At 71.5% G+C, this 19698-nt stretch carries 19 protein-coding genes and 2 pseudogenes; 11 read left to right on the forward strand and 10 right to left on the reverse strand.

Features of this window, described 5'->3' with window-relative positions; translation table 11 throughout:
• Window positions 1-155: 155 nt before the first annotated feature.
• A pseudogene (locus ACWC9T_RS10980) lies at window positions 156-818 on the forward strand (PEP/pyruvate-binding domain-containing protein); the annotation flags it as partial.
• A gap of 413 nt (window positions 819-1231) precedes the next feature.
• On the opposite strand, the gene ACWC9T_RS10985 reads toward ACWC9T_RS10980, so the two are convergent.
• The 8 genes and pseudogenes from ACWC9T_RS10985 to ACWC9T_RS11020 all read right to left on the reverse strand — a co-directional run bounded on the left by ACWC9T_RS10985 (window position 1232) and on the right by ACWC9T_RS11020 (window position 7578).
• Window positions 1232-2977: a proline--tRNA ligase gene (locus ACWC9T_RS10985; protein WP_449820744.1), complete on the reverse strand. Its 1746-nt coding sequence runs from the start codon at window positions 2975-2977 to the stop codon at window positions 1232-1234.
• Window positions 2978-3085: 108 nt separating this feature from the next.
• Window positions 3086-3982, reverse strand: coding sequence for a cation transporting ATPase C-terminal domain-containing protein (locus ACWC9T_RS10990; RefSeq protein ID WP_449820745.1), 897 nt, complete (start codon window positions 3980-3982; stop codon window positions 3086-3088).
• On the reverse strand, window positions 3982-4311 hold the full coding sequence (locus ACWC9T_RS10995) for a P-type ATPase (protein ID WP_449820746.1): 330 nt from the start codon (window positions 4309-4311) through the stop codon (window positions 3982-3984). Before ACWC9T_RS10995 ends, ACWC9T_RS10990 begins: the two co-directional genes overlap by 1 nt.
• A 91-nt stretch (window positions 4312-4402) precedes the next feature.
• A pseudogene (locus ACWC9T_RS11000) lies at window positions 4403-5873 on the reverse strand (PP2C family protein-serine/threonine phosphatase); the annotation flags it as partial.
• Between the two features lie 164 nt (window positions 5874-6037).
• Window positions 6038-6403, reverse strand: coding sequence for a DUF6343 family protein (locus ACWC9T_RS11005; protein WP_449820747.1), 366 nt, complete (start codon window positions 6401-6403; stop codon window positions 6038-6040).
• Between the two features lie 83 nt (window positions 6404-6486).
• Window positions 6487-6930: a hypothetical protein gene (locus ACWC9T_RS11010; RefSeq protein WP_449820748.1), complete on the reverse strand. Its 444-nt coding sequence runs from the start codon at window positions 6928-6930 to the stop codon at window positions 6487-6489.
• Entirely contained in the window at window positions 6873-7157 is a 285-nt protein-coding gene (locus tag ACWC9T_RS11015) for an SPFH domain-containing protein (protein ID WP_449820749.1), read from the reverse strand. The genes ACWC9T_RS11010 and ACWC9T_RS11015 overlap by 58 nt, the downstream gene beginning before the upstream one ends.
• A gap of 10 nt (window positions 7158-7167) precedes the next feature.
• Entirely contained in the window at window positions 7168-7578 is a 411-nt protein-coding gene (locus ACWC9T_RS11020; RefSeq protein ID WP_449820750.1) for a hypothetical protein, read from the reverse strand.
• 342 nt (window positions 7579-7920) lie between these two features.
• Between ACWC9T_RS11020 and ACWC9T_RS11025 the strand changes: the two genes are divergently transcribed.
• A complete protein-coding gene (locus tag ACWC9T_RS11025) occupies window positions 7921-8124 on the forward strand; it encodes a cold-shock protein (protein ID WP_449820751.1) in 204 nt (67 codons plus the stop codon).
• 1148 nt (window positions 8125-9272) lie between these two features.
• Window positions 9273-9464, forward strand: coding sequence for a helix-turn-helix transcriptional regulator (locus tag ACWC9T_RS11030; protein ID WP_449820752.1), 192 nt, complete (start codon window positions 9273-9275; stop codon window positions 9462-9464).
• A gap of 50 nt (window positions 9465-9514) precedes the next feature.
• Here the strand turns inward: ACWC9T_RS11030 and ACWC9T_RS11035 are convergent, their stop codons facing one another.
• Together ACWC9T_RS11035 and ACWC9T_RS11040 are read right to left on the reverse strand one after the other, a co-directional pair.
• A complete protein-coding gene (locus tag ACWC9T_RS11035; RefSeq protein WP_449820753.1) occupies window positions 9515-9760 on the reverse strand; it encodes a tyrosine-type recombinase/integrase in 246 nt (81 codons plus the stop codon).
• 92 nt (window positions 9761-9852) lie between these two features.
• The gene (locus ACWC9T_RS11040; protein WP_449820754.1) at window positions 9853-10671 is read right to left on the reverse strand and encodes a hypothetical protein; all 819 of its coding nucleotides are present in this window, start codon (window positions 10669-10671) and stop codon (window positions 9853-9855) included.
• A 529-nt stretch (window positions 10672-11200) separates the two neighbouring features.
• Between ACWC9T_RS11040 and ACWC9T_RS11045 the strand changes: the two genes are divergently transcribed.
• From ACWC9T_RS11045 to ACWC9T_RS11080, 8 genes are all read left to right on the forward strand, one after another.
• Window positions 11201-11743 carry a hypothetical protein gene (locus tag ACWC9T_RS11045; protein ID WP_449820755.1) on the forward strand — a complete coding sequence of 181 codons (543 nt, stop codon included), beginning with the start codon at window positions 11201-11203 and terminating at the stop codon, window positions 11741-11743.
• A 99-nt stretch (window positions 11744-11842) separates the two neighbouring features.
• Window positions 11843-15184, forward strand: coding sequence for a CHAT domain-containing protein (locus ACWC9T_RS11050; RefSeq protein WP_449820756.1), 3342 nt, complete (start codon window positions 11843-11845; stop codon window positions 15182-15184).
• Complete coding sequence (locus tag ACWC9T_RS11055) at window positions 15181-15900, forward strand: hypothetical protein (RefSeq protein ID WP_449820757.1); 720 nt, start codon at window positions 15181-15183, stop codon at window positions 15898-15900. Before ACWC9T_RS11050 ends, ACWC9T_RS11055 begins: the two co-directional genes overlap by 4 nt.
• A complete protein-coding gene (locus ACWC9T_RS11060; protein WP_449820758.1) occupies window positions 15900-16586 on the forward strand; it encodes an RES family NAD+ phosphorylase in 687 nt (228 codons plus the stop codon). The genes ACWC9T_RS11055 and ACWC9T_RS11060 overlap by 1 nt, the downstream gene beginning before the upstream one ends.
• Window positions 16587-16657: 71 nt before the next feature.
• Window positions 16658-17752 carry a hypothetical protein gene (locus ACWC9T_RS11065; protein ID WP_449820759.1) on the forward strand — a complete coding sequence of 365 codons (1095 nt, stop codon included), beginning with the start codon at window positions 16658-16660 and terminating at the stop codon, window positions 17750-17752.
• Between the two features lie 212 nt (window positions 17753-17964).
• Entirely contained in the window at window positions 17965-18135 is a 171-nt protein-coding gene (locus tag ACWC9T_RS11070) for a hypothetical protein (protein ID WP_449820760.1), read from the forward strand.
• A complete protein-coding gene (locus ACWC9T_RS11075; protein ID WP_449820761.1) occupies window positions 18132-18905 on the forward strand; it encodes a vWA domain-containing protein in 774 nt (257 codons plus the stop codon). The genes ACWC9T_RS11070 and ACWC9T_RS11075 overlap by 4 nt, the downstream gene beginning before the upstream one ends.
• Window positions 18902-19696, forward strand: a complete 795-nt coding sequence (locus ACWC9T_RS11080) for a protein phosphatase 2C domain-containing protein (RefSeq protein WP_449820762.1) — start codon at window positions 18902-18904, stop codon at window positions 19694-19696. Before ACWC9T_RS11075 ends, ACWC9T_RS11080 begins: the two co-directional genes overlap by 4 nt.
• Window positions 19697-19698 lie beyond the last annotated feature (2 nt).

Consider the following 19698-nt stretch of genomic DNA (forward strand, 5'->3'; position numbering starts at 1 on the left):
GAACAGCCCATCCTCGCCATGCACACCGGGATCATCCCGCACGAATGATCACGAGACGCAGGTGGGTTGCCTGTTACTGAGACACGCTCCTAGCCGTGGCGCTCTCGGTCGGCGTGCAGCTGATGGTCCGCTCCGACCTGGCCGGGGCCGGGGTGATGTTCACCCTCGACACCGAGAGCGGTTTCCCGGGCGCTGTCGTGGTCAGCGCGGCCTGGGGGCTGGGCGAGACGGTGGTCAGCCGGCAGGTCGACCCCGACGAGTACCTGGTCTTCAAACCGCTGCTCGAGAACCCCGGACTCGACCCGGTCATCCACACCGAGATCGGCGCCAAGCGCCGCAAGGCCGTCTACGCCGACCGGGGCCTCACCCGCACGGAGGACACCAGCGCCGAGGAGCGCGTCCGCCGCGTCTTGGACGCCGCAGAGCGCCTTCTCGCGCGCTGGGGCGTGGTCATCGAGCGGCACTACGGCTGCCCGATGGACATCGAGTGGGCCAAGGACGGCCGGACCGGCGAGATCTTCGTCGTCCAGGCCCGTCCCGAGACCGTGGTCTCCCGGCGGCGCGCGACGATGCTGCACCGCTTCCGGCTGACCAGCTCGGGGGAATCGATCGTCGACGGGATCGCGGTCGGCGAGGCGATCGGCACGGGCGCGGTCTGCGCGCTGACCACACCCGTCGAGCTCGAGCGCTTCCCGGCCGGGGCCGTGCTGGTCACCGGGATCACCGACCCGGACTGGGAACCCATCATGAAGCGGGCCACCGCGATCGTCACCGACCACGGCGGGCGCACCTCGCACGCCGCCATCGTCAGCCGCGAACTGGGCGTGCCGGCCATCGTGGGAACCGGTCACGCGACGGAGCTGCTGCACAACGGCCAAGAGGGTCACCGTCTGCTGCGCCGAAGGCGAGGACGGTCACGTCTATGCCGGACGGCTCGACTACGAGCAGTCCGAGATCGACCTCGCCGGGCCACGGCCACGAAGCTGTCCGGCGCCACCGAAATCGAGTCGATCCCGGACCTCACCAGGAACTGGGTGAACGCCGGGTCGTCACTGGGCCTTTGGCCGCACAGGCCCACCGGCCGGCCGGCCGCGTGCGCCGCGTCGCGTGTCTTCGGCACGTGGCCGCGGCCGAACGGGTCTGACCGCGCGTGCCCGGCTGTGGGTGGCACGGGTGGGATTCGCCCACCGGAGGCCGCCAGGGCAGGCGCTGGACGGCCGGGGGCCGGTGATCAGGGGCGGGGAGCAGTCTGCTGCCTCCGATCGCGGCTGTGCCCGGCCTGGTCGACGGCTTTGCACACCTCAACGGCGATCTCCTCCAGGGGGACCCGCCGCGTCTCGTCCGATGCCCGCTCGGTCAGCTCCACCACCCCGTCGGCGAGTCCGCGCCTGCCGACGGTGACGCGTAGAGGGATGCCGACGAGCTCGGCGTCCCGGAACTTGACGCCGACCCGCTCGGTGCGGTCGTCGATGATCGTTTCCACCCCGGCCGCGAGCAGCTGTCGGTAGACCTGATCGCCGACCGCGGCGGTGGCTTCGTCGTCGGGCTGGGCCACCAGGACGACCGTCTCGAAGGGGGCGATGGCCATCGGCCAGACGATGCCCTTGTCGTCGTGGTGGCACTCGACGGCGGCTGCCATCGCCCGCTCGATGCCGATGCCGTAGCAGCCCATGATGACCTTCCTGGGTCTGCCGTCGGCGTCCAGGACGGTGAGGCCGAAGGCGTCGCTGTACTTGTAGCCGAGTTTGAAGATGTGGCCGACCTCGATCGCCTTCCGGACCTGCAGCGGCCGTTCGCACCGCACGCAAGGTTCCCCGGAGGCGACCTCGCGAAGGTCCCTCCACCTGGAGACGGCGATGTCCCGCTCCACGTCGACGCCCCGCAGGTGGACACCGTCCTCGTTGGCACCGGTGAACATGTCCCTGCGGCCCCGCAGCGCCTCGTCCGCGAGGATGGTCACTGACGCCAGCCCGACGGCGCCGAGGCTTCCCGGCAGAGCACCGAGGGCTTCCCGGATCTCCTCAGGCCGGGCGGGCCGCACCGCGCCGACCCCGGCGGCGTCCGCGAGCTTCTGCTCGGCCAATGCGTGGTCGCCGCGCAGGAGGACGAGGGTGAGCTGCCCGTCCAGGACGTAGACGAGGGTCTTCACCTGGCGCTCGGCGGGCGCGTCGAAGCGCGAGGCCAGGTCGTCGATCGTCCGGACGCTAGGGGTGTCGAACGGTTCCGGCGCAGGCGGGCCCGGACCGTCGGCGATCGCGGTGAGCCGGGAGGTGGCCTTCTCGCTGTTGGCTGCGTAGCCGCAGGAGGGGCAGTGGACGACGAAGTCCTCACCGGCCTCGGCCGGGCACATGAACTCCGTCGACGTGGCCCCGCCCATGCTGCCGCTGGACGCTTCCACCGGGATGGCCGGAATCCCCAGCCGCGCGAAGATCCGCAGGTAGGCGTCACGGTGCAGGTCGAACGACCGGTCCAGGCCTTCCTGCGTCAGGTCGAAGCTGTAGGAGTCCTTCATCGTGAACTCCCGGGTCCGTAGCAGGCCGCCCTTGGCGCGGGGTTCATCGCGGAACTTGGTCTGGAACTGGTACCACGTCTGCGGCAGCTCACGGTACGACTTCAGCTCGGTGGCGAGCGACGTGAAGATCTCCTCGTGGGTCATGCCCAGGGTCAGTTCGGCGCCCTTGCGGTCCTTCAGGCGGAACATCTCTTCCCCCATGGCGTCCCACCGGCCACTGCGCCGCCACACCTCCGCGGGGTGCATCGCCGGCAGGGAGAACTCCTGTGCCCCGATGCCGGTCATTTCCTCCCGGATGATGGTGACGATCTTCGACCGTACCCGGACGGCGAGCGGCAGCAGCGAGTAGTGGCCCGCCATGAGCTGGCGGATGAATCCGGCGCGAAGCAGGAGCCGATGGCTCGGCGCGTCGGCCTCCGCCGGGTTCTCGCGAAGGGTCGGGATGTGCGTCTGGGACCAGCGCATGGCCAGCAGCTTTCGTCCGATGGCCGACGGGTCTGCCGCGGCCGTTTCCAGGGGCTTGTCGGCAGGAGACGGATGTGATGCGTTCCGAGGATCGTCGGCGGTTGTCTGTCATTCCAGTGGACCCGCACCGCAGGCCGGGTGCGGCCCGCCCCCTTCGATGGTGCTCCCCGTCCGAGACATCCGGCGACGCGGGCGGCCGAGACCAACCCGGAGCATCCGGCCCGCTCTGGTGTCCGCCGAGATCGTGGTCCTGCCCGGCGCCCTCGTCGGCACTGAGCCCTTGCGTGCTCGACCGGTCAGGCCCTCGCAGGTGCGACGATCCGATGAAGTACGTGCGATTCCGGGGCGCGCGGTGTCGAGGCCATTGCCGTTGGGGGGACGGGAGTTGTGCCGTCGGATGAGGTAGCGGCGCAGTTCATCGGCGCCCCAGACGATGAAGGGGGAGGGCAGCAGGAACAGCAGGTCGCTCGCCGGGAGGGCGGCGGTGCCCAGCAGCTTCTGGAACGGCGGGGTGTAGACGAAGACGGCTGCGAGGAGGAGTTCGCCGGCGATGGCGGCGAGGAGGTAGCGGTTGGACAGGACTCCTACGGAGCGGAGCGAGGAGCGGCTGGTGCGGACGGCGAAGGCGGTGCCGATCTGTCCGGCGATCATGCCGAGGAAGGTCATGGTCGTGGCCTGCTGGTACGCGTGGTGCAGTGGTTGTCCTGGTCCGGTCGGGTCGCCGAGGGTCCAGTCGGCCCGGGTGAGGACGTAGAAGAAGCCCGTCATCTGGAGTGCCGCGACGATGGCGCCGAGGAAGAGCCAGGCGCGCAGCAGCATCGGGCCCCGGATGACGCCTTCGGATCGCGGGCGGGGCGGGCGGTCCATGAGCCCGGGCTCGGCGGGTTCGCGGCTGAGGGCGAGGGCGGGGAGCGTCTCGCTGCCGACGTCGAAGGCGAGGAGTTGCAGGATCGTCAGGGGGAGCGGGATGCGGCCGCCGCCGAGCGCGAAGAAGAGGAACGGCATCACCTCGGGTGTCGCGTGGGTGAAGATGTAGATGATGAACTTGCGGACGTTGTCGTAGATCCGGCGGCCGTCGCGTACCGCGGTGGCGATCGAGGCGAAGTTGTCGTCTCGATGGCCCCTTGGAGGAGGCGGGTGTCGGCGGCGATCCGGTCACCCGCCTCGATGACGACGATGTCGCCCGGGACCAGCTCGGTGGCGTCGATCTCCTGCGGGACGCCGTCCCGCAGGGCCTTCGCCCGTTGCGGAATGTAGGCGGCCAGCGCCTCGACCGCGTGCTCGGCGTGCACCTCCTGGAAGGAGGCTCGAATCAGGTACTGAAGGGCCACCACCGAGACCGAGCTGTGGGCCTACCAGGGGGCGGGGTACGTCCTGTTCCCGGGCCCGGGAGTGTGTCGCCGGTGTCCCGGGGGTCGGCGCGGTGGGTGGGGTGCGCAGGGCGAGGACGGCGAGGTCGTCGCGTCCATCGGCGAGGTGGGCGTCGGCCAGGGTCCGGCACAGGTCTTCGAGGGGCAGCTCGGCGTGGGCGGCGGCGACCTGGGCAAGGGCGGTGAGGCTGGCGTCCAGGGGGCGGTGGGGGTGCTCGACCAGGCCGTCCGTGAAGAGCACGAGGGTGGCGTTGCCGGGCAGGGGGCGCTTGTGGTCAGGGCGGGGCACGTTGGGGTCGACGCCGAGGGGCAGGCCGGGGTCGGCGTGCAGGTAGCGTGCGGTGCCGTCGGGGCCGATCAGGAGCGGCGGCGGGTGTCCGGCGTTGCTCCAGTGAAGTGTCCAGCCGTCCTCGGCGGGTTCGATGCGGGCGAGACAGGTGGTGGTGATCGGGTTGTCGGTGATCGCCTGGAGGGTGCGGTCGAGCTGCGTCAGGACGCCGCTGGGCGGGGTGCGGCGGTCGTAGAGGAGGGCACGCAGCATGTTGCGGGTCTGGGCCATGGTAGCGGCGGACTTCAGGTCGTGTCCGGCGACGTCGCCGATGACCAGGGCGCAGGCGCCGTCGGGGAGCATCAGGGCGTCGTACCAGTCGCCGCCGACGTGGTCCGGGGCTGCGGCGGGCCGGTAGATCGCCGCGACGGAGAAGGGCGCCACATCGGGCAGGCTGGGAAGCAGGAGACGCTGGAAGTACTCGGCGTTGGCACGGACCTGCCGGTAGAGGCGGGCGTTCTCGATGGCGAGGCCGGCCGCGCCGGCGAGCGCCACGAGGATGTCCTGATCGTGGCCGTCGAAGGGCTGTCCGTCGCGCCGCTCGCAAAGGTAGAGATTGCCGTAGACCCGTTCACGGCCGGTGAGCGCCACCCCGAGCAGTGTCCGCATCGGCGGGTGGCCCGGCGGGAAGCCCACCGCGTCCGGGTGGGCACCGATATCCGCGACACGCAGCGGTTCGGGATGGTCGATGAGGTGCCCAAGGAGTCCGCGCCCGCGCGGAAGGGCGACCCCGGCCAGCGCTGCGACCTGCCGCTCGCTCAGCCCGACAGGGATGAACTCCTCCAGGTGTTCGCCGTCCTCGCTCAGCACGCCGAGTGCGCCGTAGCGGGCGTCGACCAGGCCCATCGCGGTGGTGATCACCCGGCGGAGCACGACCGGCAGGTCCAGTTCCCGGCCCACCGCCATCACCGCGTCCAGCAGGTCCTGGAAACGGCGCTGGGTGTGGGCCAGGTCCCGCAGACGTCCGACGATCTCGTCCATCTCGTCATCGATTCGGTGGCTGCGGTCGGGAACATCCGCCCACCCGGATCCATCCTCCGGATCCACCGGCCCACCTTCGATTCCTCTGCTGGACGACCGTACCTTCGACGCGTTGCGCAACCGGAAGCCGGGCGCATCGGCGTGTGCTGCTTCCAACCGTAGGCAGGCACGTCGCCGACCGCGACCAGCGCGGTCGCATCCTCAGCTGCTGCGGCATCGCTCGGACGGTCTCCCACCGTGGTGTTGCCGCCGTTCCGGACTTGGGCGGCCCCGGTGGGGGATCGGGAGGAGGGCCGCAGGCCGCGCGACTCCGGCAATCCCTCAGTGGCGCTCCCGCGCCCGCCCGAAAACGTGCGACCGTGCCCCTGTTCGGCCGCGTCGTCAGCGGTGCCACCGTCGTTGCTCTGCCATCCGGCGTCGGATGACGACCAGGTCGATCACCGCGACGACGGTGCATACGGCGCACAGTACGGCGAGGCCCGTGTAGAACGCACGGTCGGCGCGCGGTGCGGGGAGTCCGTTCGCCGCAAGCAACGTGAAGACGATGGTTCCCAGCAGGAAGAACGGGACGAAGATCCGTCCGAGTAGCCGCCGGGCCGGCAGATCGCTGCGCGCCCAGCGCGGCTCGGTGCCGACGTGCCGCCACCGCCGGGCGGCGGCCCGCGCGCGGTGGTCGGCCGCTGCGGCTTTCCAGTGCTCGACGAGGCGGTGCGGCCCGTGGTGCGGTGTGTGGGATGGTTGCGTCATCTTCTCGATGGCCTTCCGTACGATGCGCTTCACCCGTCGCCGACGGACGCCGTGTGCCCTCGTCCGGAAGGGGACGGTGATGTCTACGGGGCCCCGGTCATCCCGTTGGGCGCCGGTACGTGAACGGGGTCGGGCACAGGGAGCTGAACGGGCTTGGCCGGGAGCCGGGTGTCCGGGGTGCCCAGGGGCGGCTGCGGTGCGGGAGCGACGGCGGCGGCCTCGCGGGAGAGGAAGGAGCCGAGTTCGCCGATGGTGCTCATCAGGGGTGAGGGGAAGACGACGGTGCTGTTCTTGTCGACGGCGATCTCGACGAGGCTCTGCAGGTTGCGCAGTTGGAGGGCGAGTGGGTGGGCCATCATTGTGTCGGAGGCTTCGCCGAGTGCGGAGGCGGCCAGGGCCTCTCCCTGTGCGCTGATGATCTTGGCGCGCTTCTCCCGCTCGGCTTCGGCCTGCTTGGCCATTGCGCGTTTCATGGTGTCGGGCAGTTGGATGTCCTTGAGTTCGACCAGGGTGACGTCACGCCCCATTCGGTCGTGGTGACGTCCAGGATCCGGCGGATGTCCAGGTTGATGCGGTCGGTCTCGGAAAGGGTTTCGTCCAGGGTGTGCTGGCCGACGACCTTGCGCAGGGTTGTCTGGGCGATCTGGTTGATCGCGGAGTTCACGTTCTCGATGCGAATGCCGCTCGGTGCGACCAGGTGACCGGGCTCGGTCGGCCCCTGGAGCGGCAGAGCCTGACACTTCGCCAGGCGCATGCCACGTCGGTCATGGCTGGCCTGTGGCGTCCGGCGGACTCTCCGGCCACACTGCGAACGCCTGGGAAAACCCCGCCGGCGGTCCAGCGCGGAAACGGTTGCGGATCAGTATCGCGACCTTGGCCACGGCATCGGCTCGGCCGCCGAGTTCCACTTTCACCGGGCCGGCACCGGCACCTGCGCGGGCAACCGGCCGTGCGGCGGCTTCTGCGATCGGCGCTGACGTGTCGACCTGCCAGCGGGTGTGGGCCACCTGATCGGCGGGTGAGACGTAGTCCCTTGCTGTGCCAGGACCAGGGACAGTGATCACCCTGAATGACTGCGCCACCGTGTCGGCGATCACGTTCGCCGCACGTGGCGCACCGGAGATCGACATGTGCACCATGGCGCTCGGTTCCCGTGAGGCACTGGTACCGGTCATCGCTCTCCTCCGAGGTTGGCCCCTCTCCCAGGGTCTGCCGGCGCCAGGCCTCCCGCACCTGTTCGGCGCGGGCGTCTCGCCCCCGTTCGTGCCCGCCGGCGGCTCGGCGCCGACCGAGGCGCGTACGGGTGCCGCAGTCATGCCGCTTCGTGTCCGGCTCGCCTCCCTGGCTGCGGAACCCCCTGAGGTGTAACGTTTTGATCAAGCAGTCGTGGTTCCGAAGTTCTCGCCCGCGGTGACATGCCGTGGGCGTTCTTGCTGTTCAACGCCTCTCCGGACCAGGGCGATCACCTCCGGGCCCGCACCCGTGGGGCCCGATCAGTTCCCACGAAGGAGAAGCGCATGGCTACCGGCACCGTGAAGTGGTTCAACGCCGAGAAGGGCTTCGGCTTCATCGAGCAGGACGGCGGCGGCCCCGACGTGTTCGCCCACTACTCGAACATCGATGCCCAGGGCTTCCGTGAACTCCAGGAGGGCCAGAGGGTGACCTTCGACGCCGTGCAGGGCCAGAAGGGCCCGCAGGCGGAGCACATCCGCCCCGCCTGACCTCCAGCACATGAGCGGGCACCCCGCACGTACCCGTGTGCGGGGCGCCTCTTTGTCTCCGCCGCGCGAGTCGTACCTTCCCTTGGTGGCCGTACCCGGAGATTCGTAGGGTGAGCTGGCATCGGCGTGGGGCCAGGTGGCCCGTCCGGGCTGGAGCGCTGGGGCCAATGGGCGGCGCAGAGGGCAACGGCGGCCTGACCCACGTCCCCTGGCACCAGGACCGGCACGAGCTGCGCGCTCGGCGGCTTCGGTGCGGTCGAGCCTGGCATGCTCACGCCTGCCCAGTGCGCCCGCGCGCCAACGACCGGATGTACACGGTGCCCGGGCGGGTCACGGTGGTGGATATGGATCTCATCGCACTGCTGGAGCTGGACAGGCCGGCGAACATACGGCTCCTCACAGCCGACAAGCAGCCCGCCACGCCGAAGGCACCCGTCGTCCGGGTCCACGCCGCCGCCCGTGCGCCCACCCCGGCGCAGTTCACCCTCTGCGGACTGTCGACCCGCGGCATGCAACCCGACTCACAACACCCCGACGCATCGGGGGACTCCTGGTGGCCGCCGCGCTGGCACCGACACGCCTGCCCGGTCTGCGACACCACCGTCACCAGCCTCGCCGGGAGCAGTCCTCCCGTCGACATCCCCGGCCCGGGCGCTGCGTGGATTCGCCACCTGCGGTTCGCGGCCACCTGTAGATTGGCATGCTCTCGATCGGAGCTTCCAGTCGTTCCTGTCTGCCGTCAGCGATGCAGGATCGTTTGTCTGGAGTCTGACGCGCGCTGTTGTGGCGTAGCGAGGAGGCGCATCCATCGCTCTGAAAGCGGGCGGGATTAGAGCTACAACGGAGTGCGATGCAAATCACTCCCGATCGTCGACTTGCTTGTTACCTCTCACGCGCCTCTCACGGACTGGGTGTCATGAGGTGGCATCAGGCATCATGCAGGGCAGATGAAATAGGCCCTGACCTGGGCGATGCGGACTGGTAGACATCGGTCAGGCGGCCGTTCGACCGCTGGGGGTCAAGTGGGCCACGCAGGCGACGACAAGGTTCGCCATGCCCCATATCACACTGTGACGGTCCGACCGAGCCGTTGAGATCCGGTGAGATTTGGGCTCCGTTTAGATCTGGCCGCCACACAGGAGGAGCCCGTGCCCGAGCAGTTCATGAGCGTCAAGCAGACGGCGTCGTATCTGAATATGTCCGTTGCGTGGGTGTACCGCGAAGCGCCTCGGGTCGGGCTTGTGCCGTACAGGTTCGGGAGTGGGCGGAACGCGAAGCTTCAGTTCATGGCGTCCGAGGTTCAGGCGTGGGTGAAGCAGCAGCGCCTGCCTGCTACGTGAGGCCGCTATCACGAGAGGGGTCTGCCCAGGCGGGCAGACCCCTCTCGTGCTCAGGCGGCGAGTCCGAGGTCGAGGACCTGGGCGGCGCGGCCGATGGATCCGGGCATGAGGTGGCGGTAGATCTTGAAGGTGACGTCGATGCTCTTGTGGCCCATCCACTCGGCGACGTCAGTGATGGGGAGGTTGTGGCTGAGGCAGTTCGAGGCGAAGAAATGGCGGAGGCCGTAGACCACCATGCCTTCAGGGATGTCGACGTCGTCGGACTGCTTGATGACGCGCTGCCACTGGTTGTGCAACAGGTGGTACGGGTAGGACTTGCTGAGGTCCCGGGGGTGGCGGAGGAGGTAGCCGTCGACGGTGCCGTACGTGTCCGCGTACGAGGGGATGCTCAGCCGGGTGCGGGTGGGTAGCGGGACGTCGCGGTACTCGCCTTCCTTGCGTGTTTGAGCGGCGTGTAGTCCTTGGTGGTCTGGCTGACCTGTTCGGTGACGCGGTAGACGTCGTCCGCGACGAGGTTCTTGAGGTTGACGGCTGCCGCTTCGCCGTTGCGCAGGCCGCAGCCGCTCATGAGGTCGGCGATGAGGCGGAAGGTGTCGTTGCCGGCCATCCGTATTCCCTGGAGCTGGGTGGGGGAGGGAATGATGGCGCGCTTGGGGTCGTATTGGGGCGGTGCGACACCGTCGAGCGGACTCGCGTCGTAGAGGCCAAGGCGGTGGGCGTCGAGGAGGATCGACTTCAGCTTGTCGAAGGCGTTGGACTGGGTGGCGAGTCCGACGCCGTTTCGCTCCATGGTTTGGATGAAGGCGTCGACGACCTTGTGGTCGAAGGTGCCCATGCGGCGGCTCCGGAACGCCGGGTAGAGATGGTGGTCGAGGAGTGAGTCGAGGTGCCTCAGCGATTGCGGGCTGAGGTGGCGCTGGCCGGCCTTCCACTCCGCGACGTACTCGTGGAACTGCATCGAGCCGTACTTCTGGATCCGTTCCGCCTTGCGCTGGCTCTGCGGGGAGTTCTTCCGCGCCTGGTAGACCTCGGCGAGACGGGCCTTCGCCTTGTCCTGGGTGGCGAACCCGGACTCCTCGGTCTGCTTCCCGGCCGCGTTGCGGTAGCGGATCTTGTACTCGTGCGGGCACCTCAGCCACCGGCTTTCGGGGTGCTCGCACTCCTTGTAGAAGCTGCCCATGCCGCGGACGAGGTTGATGGTGGCCATGGTTGTCGACTCCCGGGCGTCTTGCTGACCTTTTGCTGACCCCAGCTGGTCGATCACGCCCCTGAGCTGGGACGAAACGGTGAAGCCGTGATATGTGGTGGAACTCCATCGGCCGCACCCACGAGGACATCGTCCGGGCCGAGTGGCAGGCCGCCGCCAACCGCTTCGGCGCCGTCCAGGGCTACCCCGGCAACCGCCTCCCCGCCCCCGAACTCCCCGGCACCCCCTCAAGCCCCGCGGACGCACCCGCTGACCTGCGGGAAATGCGAGGCGCGGATCTCCCAGGCCATTCGGAGGGCTCCGCGCCCGTCAGCATCGAGCGCCTGAAATGCGAAGATGCCGCTCCCCGAGGGTGGGGGAGCGAGCCACGGCCGGGCCCGGACACCGGGGCCCGACCGTGCCGTCTTGGGTGACCCGCAGGCGGTCGGCGCCAGGTCGAATCACGGGCGACCTCCGGGCTAGCCGTTGCTCCTGTCCGGAGCCGCTGCTTCGCTGGCCCTACAGCGAAGTCGGCTGACGGAGGTCCGAGTTGGACATCGGGGGCGCGAGTGCGCTCGGCGTCGCGGTCGTTGGCGTCGTCGGGACACTGCTGTCCGCGCTGCTGACACAGCGCGCGGCGGACGGCGGGAGGCGGCGCGAGCAGGAGCGCGCCGAGGAGTTGGCGGAGCGGCGTCGACGGGAGCACGAACTGCGCTCGTGCTACGTCGCGTTGAACGCGGCGGCCCGGCAGTACCTAGCCGCCCTCACCGACCAGGTGCACGCGCTTGGCCGGGACGCGGACCTCCCGGTGGCCCGGCAGCGGCTCGCCGAGGCGCGCGATCAGTACCGCGAGGTGTACGCCGAGGCGCAGTTGCGGGTGCCCGAGCAAGTCCTGGACCTCGCGGGCCCGTTCAGCCGAGACCTGGGTGAGCTCTACGGCATGGTCCGCCGCCTCGACGCCGGCGCGCCCCGGGCCGGCGACTCGCCGGCGGCCGTGCAGCAGGGCATCGACGCCCGGTGGGCCGGGTTGCGCCGGGTGCGGGACGAGATGCGGGCCCAACTGGGCGTGTCCCGGGCGGATTACGGGCGTTGAACAGTCCGGTCGTGGGATTCGGCTACCGCCGGGCCGAGCGCCCGGCATAGTGGCGGGTAGCCACGGGGGAACTCGAGGATCCGGAGAGGCGGGGAGCCGGTGGGCGACGTGGAGGACGGCGGCGTACAGGGGCTGCGCGCCTGGGTCACGGACGCGGGGGAGCGGGCCAAGCGGTTGGTTCCCGCTCTCCGCGGCGGTGAGGCGCCATCGCAGCGGGAGTGCGACGCGTCCATCGGCGAACTCGAACAGCTGGCCACGCTGTTGGACCACGATCCCGCGCTGCGCAGCGCGGCGAGCATGTGGTTGGGCGCCGCGCTGACCCTGCGATGGAACGCCGGCGGGTTGCGGGCAGACCGGGAGCGCGCGGAGTCCCTGCTGCGGGAGGTGCGGGACCCTGCCACGGTGCTGGGTGCGGCTGTGAGCGTCGAGCACCGCACGTGGGCGGCGTTCTTCCTCGCCGACCTGATCTCGCCCCTGCAGTCGCAGCCCGGGCTGGGGTCGGTACCCGACCTCTCGGCCTACGTGGAGTGGATGCAGCGGGTGGGCCCGGCCGGGATGATGAGTGTCGCCCAGGAGTTCCACGAGCTGATCAAGGAGATCGTGGACCTCCCGCTGCCGCCGGAACACCGCGAACTGCTGGGCCGGATGCAGCAGGGGATCGCGGCTCCGAGCGCGGCCGGGCTCCACTACCTCCTCGCGAGCATGATTCCGGACGGAGATCCCTTCTCGGACCAGCTGCGTCAGTTGCTGGACAGGATGTTCGGAACGGCGGCTGCCCCCGACCCGACCAGGGATCCGGTCCCGGACCCGAGTCCCGGACCTGTTCCGGACCCGGCGACCGTCCTCGATCCCGACGCCCTTCGCCGCATCGTCGCCGGTCTGGATGCCGTCCGCGCCACCAGCTACGGCCTCGACGAAGCGTTGAACAGTACCGACCCCCACCGGGCGCTCAACCACCTGCTCGGCCGGTTGAGTGAGGTCCAGGACCGTCAGCCTCCCGGCCTCGACCAGTCCCACCACCTGGAAGGGCTCCGGGCGCTGCTGCTCAACGTCGGTGCCGGCGTCGGTGGCACGCTCCAGGACCGGGAGGAGGGCCGCCGGCACATGGCGGCGATCCAGGACAGCCTGGGGAAGATGGCGGGCTCCCTGCCGCCCGGCATCGGAGACCCAGCCGTCCTGGGCCGGGTGATGGACCTGTACCACCAGATCATGGACGTCGGGGAGACCGGGGACGCCGAGCACGACGCGGGGGTGGCGCGCGGCCTGGTGACCGAGGCCGAGCAACTGGCGGAGGAGGTCCCGGACGGCCTCTTCCGGGGAGTGGTCGAGCTGACGCTCGGTGCCGCGCGGGCCAAACTCGGCATGGTCGCCCGGGATCGGGAATTGCTCCTGGACAGCCTGGCCGTCATGGAAGGCGGGATGTCCACGGTGAAGGAGACCGGGGCGCCGTTCGGTACGGAGATCCCGATCCCCACCGCCCCGGACTTCGACCTCCTGCGGGACGCCCTCACCGACACCCCACCGACGCCGGTGCAGGAGTACGAGGCTCCGCCGCCGAACGCCCCGACGGACGAGGTCTACAACGCCGCGCTCGCACTGGCCCTTCGATACGGCCTGACCCGCGACCGGAGCGTTCTCGACCGCCTGATCGAGGAACTGGAGCGGGTCCGGGAGGGCATCCGCGAGGGCCGGGCCCCGCGGATCGCCGCCGAGGCACTGTGGCAGTTGGCCGGGGCGTACCGGGTGCGCGCGGTCGAGAACGAGGACGTGTCGGACACCAGGGCGCTGGACGCCGCGAAGGAGGCGCTGACCGCGCTCGCCGCGGACGTCCTCCTGCAGAGCGGTGCCGAGCACGGGCTGGTGGCCGCCCGGGCCGGGGCCAGCCGGGGCGTCCAGGCCGCGCTGTGGGCCGGCTCCCAAGGGAGGCTTCACGAGGCGGTGGCCGCACTGGAGTTGGGGCGCGCGCTGGTGCTGCACGCGGCGTCCACCTCCTCGGCCGTCCCGGAACTCCTGGAGCAGCGCGGGCACCACGAGATCGCCGACGCCTGGCGAGCGGCAACCGCGACGGTGGACGGCATGAGCCGCGCCGGTGGAGTCCCCGGCGAACTGCCCAGCGCCCTGCGCCGCCGGGCGCTCCAGGCGCTCGGCTACCGGGAGGAGGACGGCCTGCTCGCCGCTCCCACGCTGAGCGAACTCTCGGACGGGCTCGCGGACAGCGGTGCGGACGCGCTGCTGTACCTGGTGCCCGGCGGCGAGATCGGTCCCGGGATCGTCATCGCGGTGGGCCCGCAACTCGGGGCCGGGATGGGCGTCCTGGAGCAGCTCTCCCGGGCCGAGAGCGGCTCGCTGGAGAGCTACCTGGACGCCGCCGCAGCGCACGAAGCTTTTGTACGCGAGACCCGGGAGGAGCACCCCGACCTGCGGCAGGCCTGGGAGGACGCGCTCGCCGCGCTCTGCGACTGGGCCTGCGCGGTGCTCGGCCCGGTCCTGGCCGGCCTGGACAAGCGGCTGGAGGCCGAGGGCCGGCCGCTGCGGATCGTCCTCGTGCCGTGCGGGCGCCTCGGCATCGTGCCCTGGCACGCGGGCCGCTTCCCCGGCGAGCCTCCCCACGAGTACCTCTGCCAGGCCGCGGTGATCAGCTACGCCGCTTCGGGCAGCCAGTTCCTGCGCTCGGCGCGCCTCGCGCCCCGGCCGCCGGCGGCCGCGCCCGTCCTGCTCGCCGACCCGGGCCAGACCTTGATGGACGCCGAGGTCGAGGTGTTGGCCCTGCGGGACTCCTTCTACCCGCAGGCCCGGGTGTGTGGGGAGGTCTCGGACCTGGCCGAGGACGAACTGGCCCCGGGCACGCCCGAGGCCGTCCTCGGGTACCTCGCCGACGGGGTCTCGGTGCTCCACCTGGCCGCGCACGGCTCGGCAGGAACGAACCCCATGGCCTCGGCCCTTCACCTGGCGGGCTCCGATGCCCCGGATCCCCGCCCGGGCCGGCTCACGGTCACCCGGCTGCTCGACCGCCCCGATGCCCAACACGGCAACGAAGACGGCCCGTTGGTCGTGCTGAGCGCCTGCCAGACCGACCTGTCGACCCGCGACCACGACGAGGCGCTCACCCTCACCACGGGCTTCTGCACGGCCGGTGCGCGGGACGTCGTCGGCTCCCGGTGGGCCGCCTCCGACGGTGCATCCGCGCTGCTCATGGCGGTGTTCCACCACTACCTGAACGTCGACCGGCTCAGCCCCGTCGACGCACTGCGGGCCGCCCAGCTGTGGATGCTCGACCCGGACCGGCAGCCCCCGAGCTCGCTGCACGAGGAGCTGATCTGCGAGCTGCGGCGCCCGGGCCTGGACCGGATCGCGTACTGGGCCGCCTTCATCCACCAAGGCCACCCCGGTCCGTCCGGGCACGGGGATACGAACGACCCGAAGGAGGCGAGGAACGCGTGAATGAGGACGGTACCGGCGAGGGCCGCGAGCGGGCGACGGAGCGACTGCTCGGTCTGATCCGCGAACACCGGGACAGCATCCGCGCACAACTCGGCGAGGAGGGGTACGCGGTCCTGCTGAGTCGACTGGAGGCGCTCGCCGCCGTGACCGCGGACGACGACCGGGGACGGCGCAGCGCGCTCCAGGGCGTCCGGAGGGCCCTGCGGCCGCTGTCGTTCGACCACCCGGTGCGGGCCGCGTTGGAATCCTCGCGGCTGGTCGCCGCGCCGCCCGTACCGGCGGACGTGGACGTGGCCCGGGAGCTGCTGGCCTGGCTGTCAGCGCCGACGCCTGCTTCAGAGCCGGAGCCGGAGTTCGACGAGGCGCCCCTCGGTGAGACCCGGCCGGGCCACCTGCTGCTCGACGTGCTGGCTCTCTCGGCGCAGGAGGCCCGGGACCGCTGCGGCGGCCCGCCACCGCCCGAGCTGATCCGGGTGCCGGGCTCCCCGGAAGGCGCGCGCTACCCGCGCTTCCAGTTCCCCGTGGGCAGCGGCGCCCCGTACGGGGTCGTCCTGGAGGTCAACCGGCTGCTGCTCGCGGAGATCGACCCCTGGGGCGCCGGGAGTTGGTGGCTCAGCGACAACAGCTGGCTGGGCGGCGCACCCGCCTCGCTGCTCGGCCGCCTGCCCGACCACCAGTTGGTCGGGGCGGCTGCGCAACTGGTGGAGGGGGAATGATGAGCGAGCGTCCCTTCGACCCGACCGGATTCTTCCCCAGGACCACGACGGCGCTGCGGCCCAACCTCACCACGATCCCGGCTGGCACCGAGCTGTGGCGGGTGCACAAGTCCGTCTATGCGCCAGACCAGTTCAACGACAAGCTCTCGGACATCCACTTCGGTGGGGGCCGTTTCGAGGGCACTGTGCTCGATCCGTATCACTACCTCTACCTGGCGGCGACACCGCTCACGGCCCTCGCCGAGAGCATGCTGCGTTCCGTGCCCTATGGCGGGAACGGCACGAGGGGGGTCCTCTACGCCGTGGCCGAGGGGCGCTCGCTGAGCTGCCTGCGCTCCCGGTGCGACCTCACGCTGGTGCGCCTGCAAACCGGCGCCGACCTGGCCGCCGTCTGCCAGGAGACGCTCCTCGACGACGAGCGCAACTACGCCGTGTCACGGCGCTGGTCGAGCGAGATCCGGGCGCAGGCACCGGAGGCGCAGGGCCTGCTCTGGGACTCCCGGCGCAACCGGCGCGAGGATGTCCTGATGCTCTACCGCGACCGCGTCGAGCACTGCGAGGGCGGCCCGTTGGAGGTGGTGCCGGACCGGAGCATCCCCGACCTCGGCTCCCCGGAAGGCCTCAAGCAGGTCAACGAACTGCTCAAGCCCCTTCGAGCCGAGGTCTCGACGCCCGTGGGGTGGTGAACAGGGCCGCTCGCGCGGAGGTGATCGCCCACAACTTGTGCGTCGTCGACGGGTGATGCCATCGTGGGCGCATGGCATCACCCGTCCCTGACTCCGGGTCATTTGTGCTGGAACTCAAGGAAGTCCGGCGGGCCGGGCTGGTCCGCCTGCGCGGGCGCGCGCTGCCCGCCCTGGAGTCCGCCGCCGAGGCCACTGCCGCCGCTGCCGCCCGAACCCCCGGCGCAGCCGTCGAGGCGCTGCTGCGGTTGGCCGTCGCGCGGCTGGACGCCGGGACGCTGCGAACCGCCGCCGAGTACACCCTGGGCCTGGCGCAGGGCACCCGGGACTGGCCGGCCTCCGACCGCCGGGCGCGGGCGGCCGGGGTGTACGGGGTGAGCGTGGAGCGGTTCCGCAAGGACCACGAGGTGATGGTCCTGGAGCAGGTCGCGGAGCACATCCTGCGCCTCGCCGCGGAGCCGGGCCCGGCCCCCGCGAGGGCGAGCGCTGGCACCCACCGGACGGTCCAGGTCATCGCCGGCGACCGGCCGGTGGCGCTCGCCCTGCACGTCCACCCGGTGGACCTGCTGCGCGAGGTGGACGTGGTCGTCTCTCCCTCGAACGTGTACTTCGCGCTGCCCGAGCCGTACAAGTCCTCGGTGGCCGCCTCGCTGCGCCGGGCGGCCGCTCGGCGCGGGGTGACCGGTGACGTGCTGGCGGACCCGCTGCACGAGGAGCTGCGCGCCTGGGCGGCCGGACGCGGGGTGGCGGGGCGTGCCGTGCTGCCCGGGACGGTGGCGGCCACTGGCGCAGGGGCCTTGGCGGAGCGGGGAGTTCGCCGGATCTATCACGCGGCGGTGGCGGTCCCCCGAGCCGGGACCAACGACTATGACGTGTTGCCCTCCGATGTCACCCGGGCCGTCTCCCGGGCGTTCGCGCTGCTCGCCGAGGAGCGCGAACGGTTCGACCCGCCGCTGCGCTCGGTGTGCTTCCCGCTCCTGGGCTCGGGGCGCGGCGGCCTGTCGTACGAGGCCGGCCTGGCCGCCGTGTGGGCAGCCGTGGAGGCCGAGTTGGCGGGCGGGGAGCCGTGGGACGTGCACTTCGTGGTGCGCACGCCGGAGGCCGCGGCACTCGTGGAGCGCATTCCGGCCGGGATCCGCCCCGCACGCGACCGGCGGGCGACCGGCTGATCCGGTGCAATGGAAGGGCGTGCAAGCGAGGAAAAAAGAGCACACCACCGCGATCCACGGGGGTGATCGCGGTTGCGCGCGCGGGTGGTCCGATGGAAAGGTGATCACCTCCCGGACACCGCTTCCGGGATCGTGAGTTGACGGACGGTCACACGGGGGTGTGGATGGCTGACGCGATGGACGAGTGGGCCCGTGGGGCAGAGGGGCGGACCGTGACCTGGCCCGCCCCGGACACCTACGTCCTGGTCGAGGGCGTCCTGCTGCGGATGCTCCCGGAGGCCCCCGCGACCCCGCGCGGAACGGAGGTCGTCGTCGGCCTCGACGAGACAAACGGTCGGCTGGTCGCCCGCCCCGCCGACCGGGACGGGGCAGCGCGCGGATGAGCAACACGTACGACTTCGGCCCCGCCGAGGGCTACCACGAGCGGCAGCCCGTCGTACTGCTCCTCGACACCTCGGCCTCGATGGGCCGCCCGGCCGAGCAGCCGCGGATCGACGCGCTCAACGACGCGCTGGCCCGCTGGTTCGACGGGGAGCGCACGACCCCGCGGCTGCGCGCCCGGGTGGAGGTCTGCCTGGTCGCCTTCGACTCGCGGGTGCGGGTCTTCGACGCCGGCCGGGGTGAGCTGGTGCCGGTCGAACAGGCGGAGCCGGAGCGGCTGTTCGTGCCGGTGGACCGGATGCGCCCGCCCCGGCTGGCGGCCTCCGGACTGACCCGGCTGACCGACGCCGTCGGGATGGCCCTGGAGCTGGCCGGCGCCCGCTACCGGACGCTTCAGCAGCAGCACGTCCCGGTGCGGCGGCCCTTCCTCTGGGTGCTCACCGACGGCGCCCCGAGCGACGCCCAGGGCAACCGGATGGAGCCGGCCGCCCTCGCGGACACCGCCCGCCGGGTGCGCCTGGGCGAGGAGCGCGGCGAGTTCGTGCTGCAGGCGATCGGGGTGCGCGGCGCCGACCTGGAGCTGCTGCAGGTGCTCGCCCCCAAGGCGGCGCTGATGCTGGAGGAGCTGAGCTTCGGGCAGATCCTGGACCTGCTGTTCCAGAGTTCGGACCGGATCACGCCTGACCGGACCGCCGAGGACATCCACCGCGAGGTGCGGCAGTACAACGACAAGCTCGAACGGATGCGGCGGCTAGAGGAGCAGCACCGGTGATCGTTGCAGGCGCCGTCGTCCAGGGGAGCGGGCACCTGGCGGCCGGGCGAGGATGCCAGGACGCCTTCAAGGCCGCCGACCTGGGCGGGGCGGTGGTGCTGGCCGTGGCCGACGGCGCGGGCAGCCGGGAGCGCAGCGCGCTCGGCGCCCACCTCGCCGTCGACGCGGCCTGCCGGGTGCTGGCCGAGGGCGTGCCCGCCACCGGGGACGCCCCGGAAGCCTGGACCGGCTGGGCAGCGGCCGGCGGGGCCCGGCTGGTCGCCGAGTACCTGGGCGCCGCGCAGGCCGTGCTCGGCGCGACCACCGGGGAGGCGGCCGACGTCGGCGCGCTGGCCGCCACCGTTGCCGCCGCCGTGGTGCGCCCGCCCTGGGTCGCCTTCGTCTCGGTCGGCGACTGCTTCGGCACCGTCCTCACCCGGGAGGCCAGGGCCGCCGAGCGCTGCCACCTGGTGCTGCCGCCGCCCGCCCCCGGCGGCCCCGGGCCGGTGTTCCTCTCCTCGCCCGGCGCCGCGCTGCGGGTGCGCACCTTCGTGGTGTGGGAGCCGGAGCTGAGCGGCGTCGTCCTCGCCACCGACGGCTGCGCCGCCCTGAGCCTGGACCACCCCGAAGTCCACGGGCTGCCCCCGGAGGCCGGCCCGGTGCCCGCGACGCGGTTCTTCTGCGGGCTCGCCGCCACCCTGCGCGCCAACGGCGGCGACGCCGAGCCGCTGCGCGCGCTGCTCTCCGGCCCCGCGGCGGCCCGTACCGGCGACGATCTGACGGTGCTGTGCGCCGTGCTGGACGGGCGGTGAGC

This window comes from Kitasatospora sp. NPDC001159 (assembly GCF_053598235.1).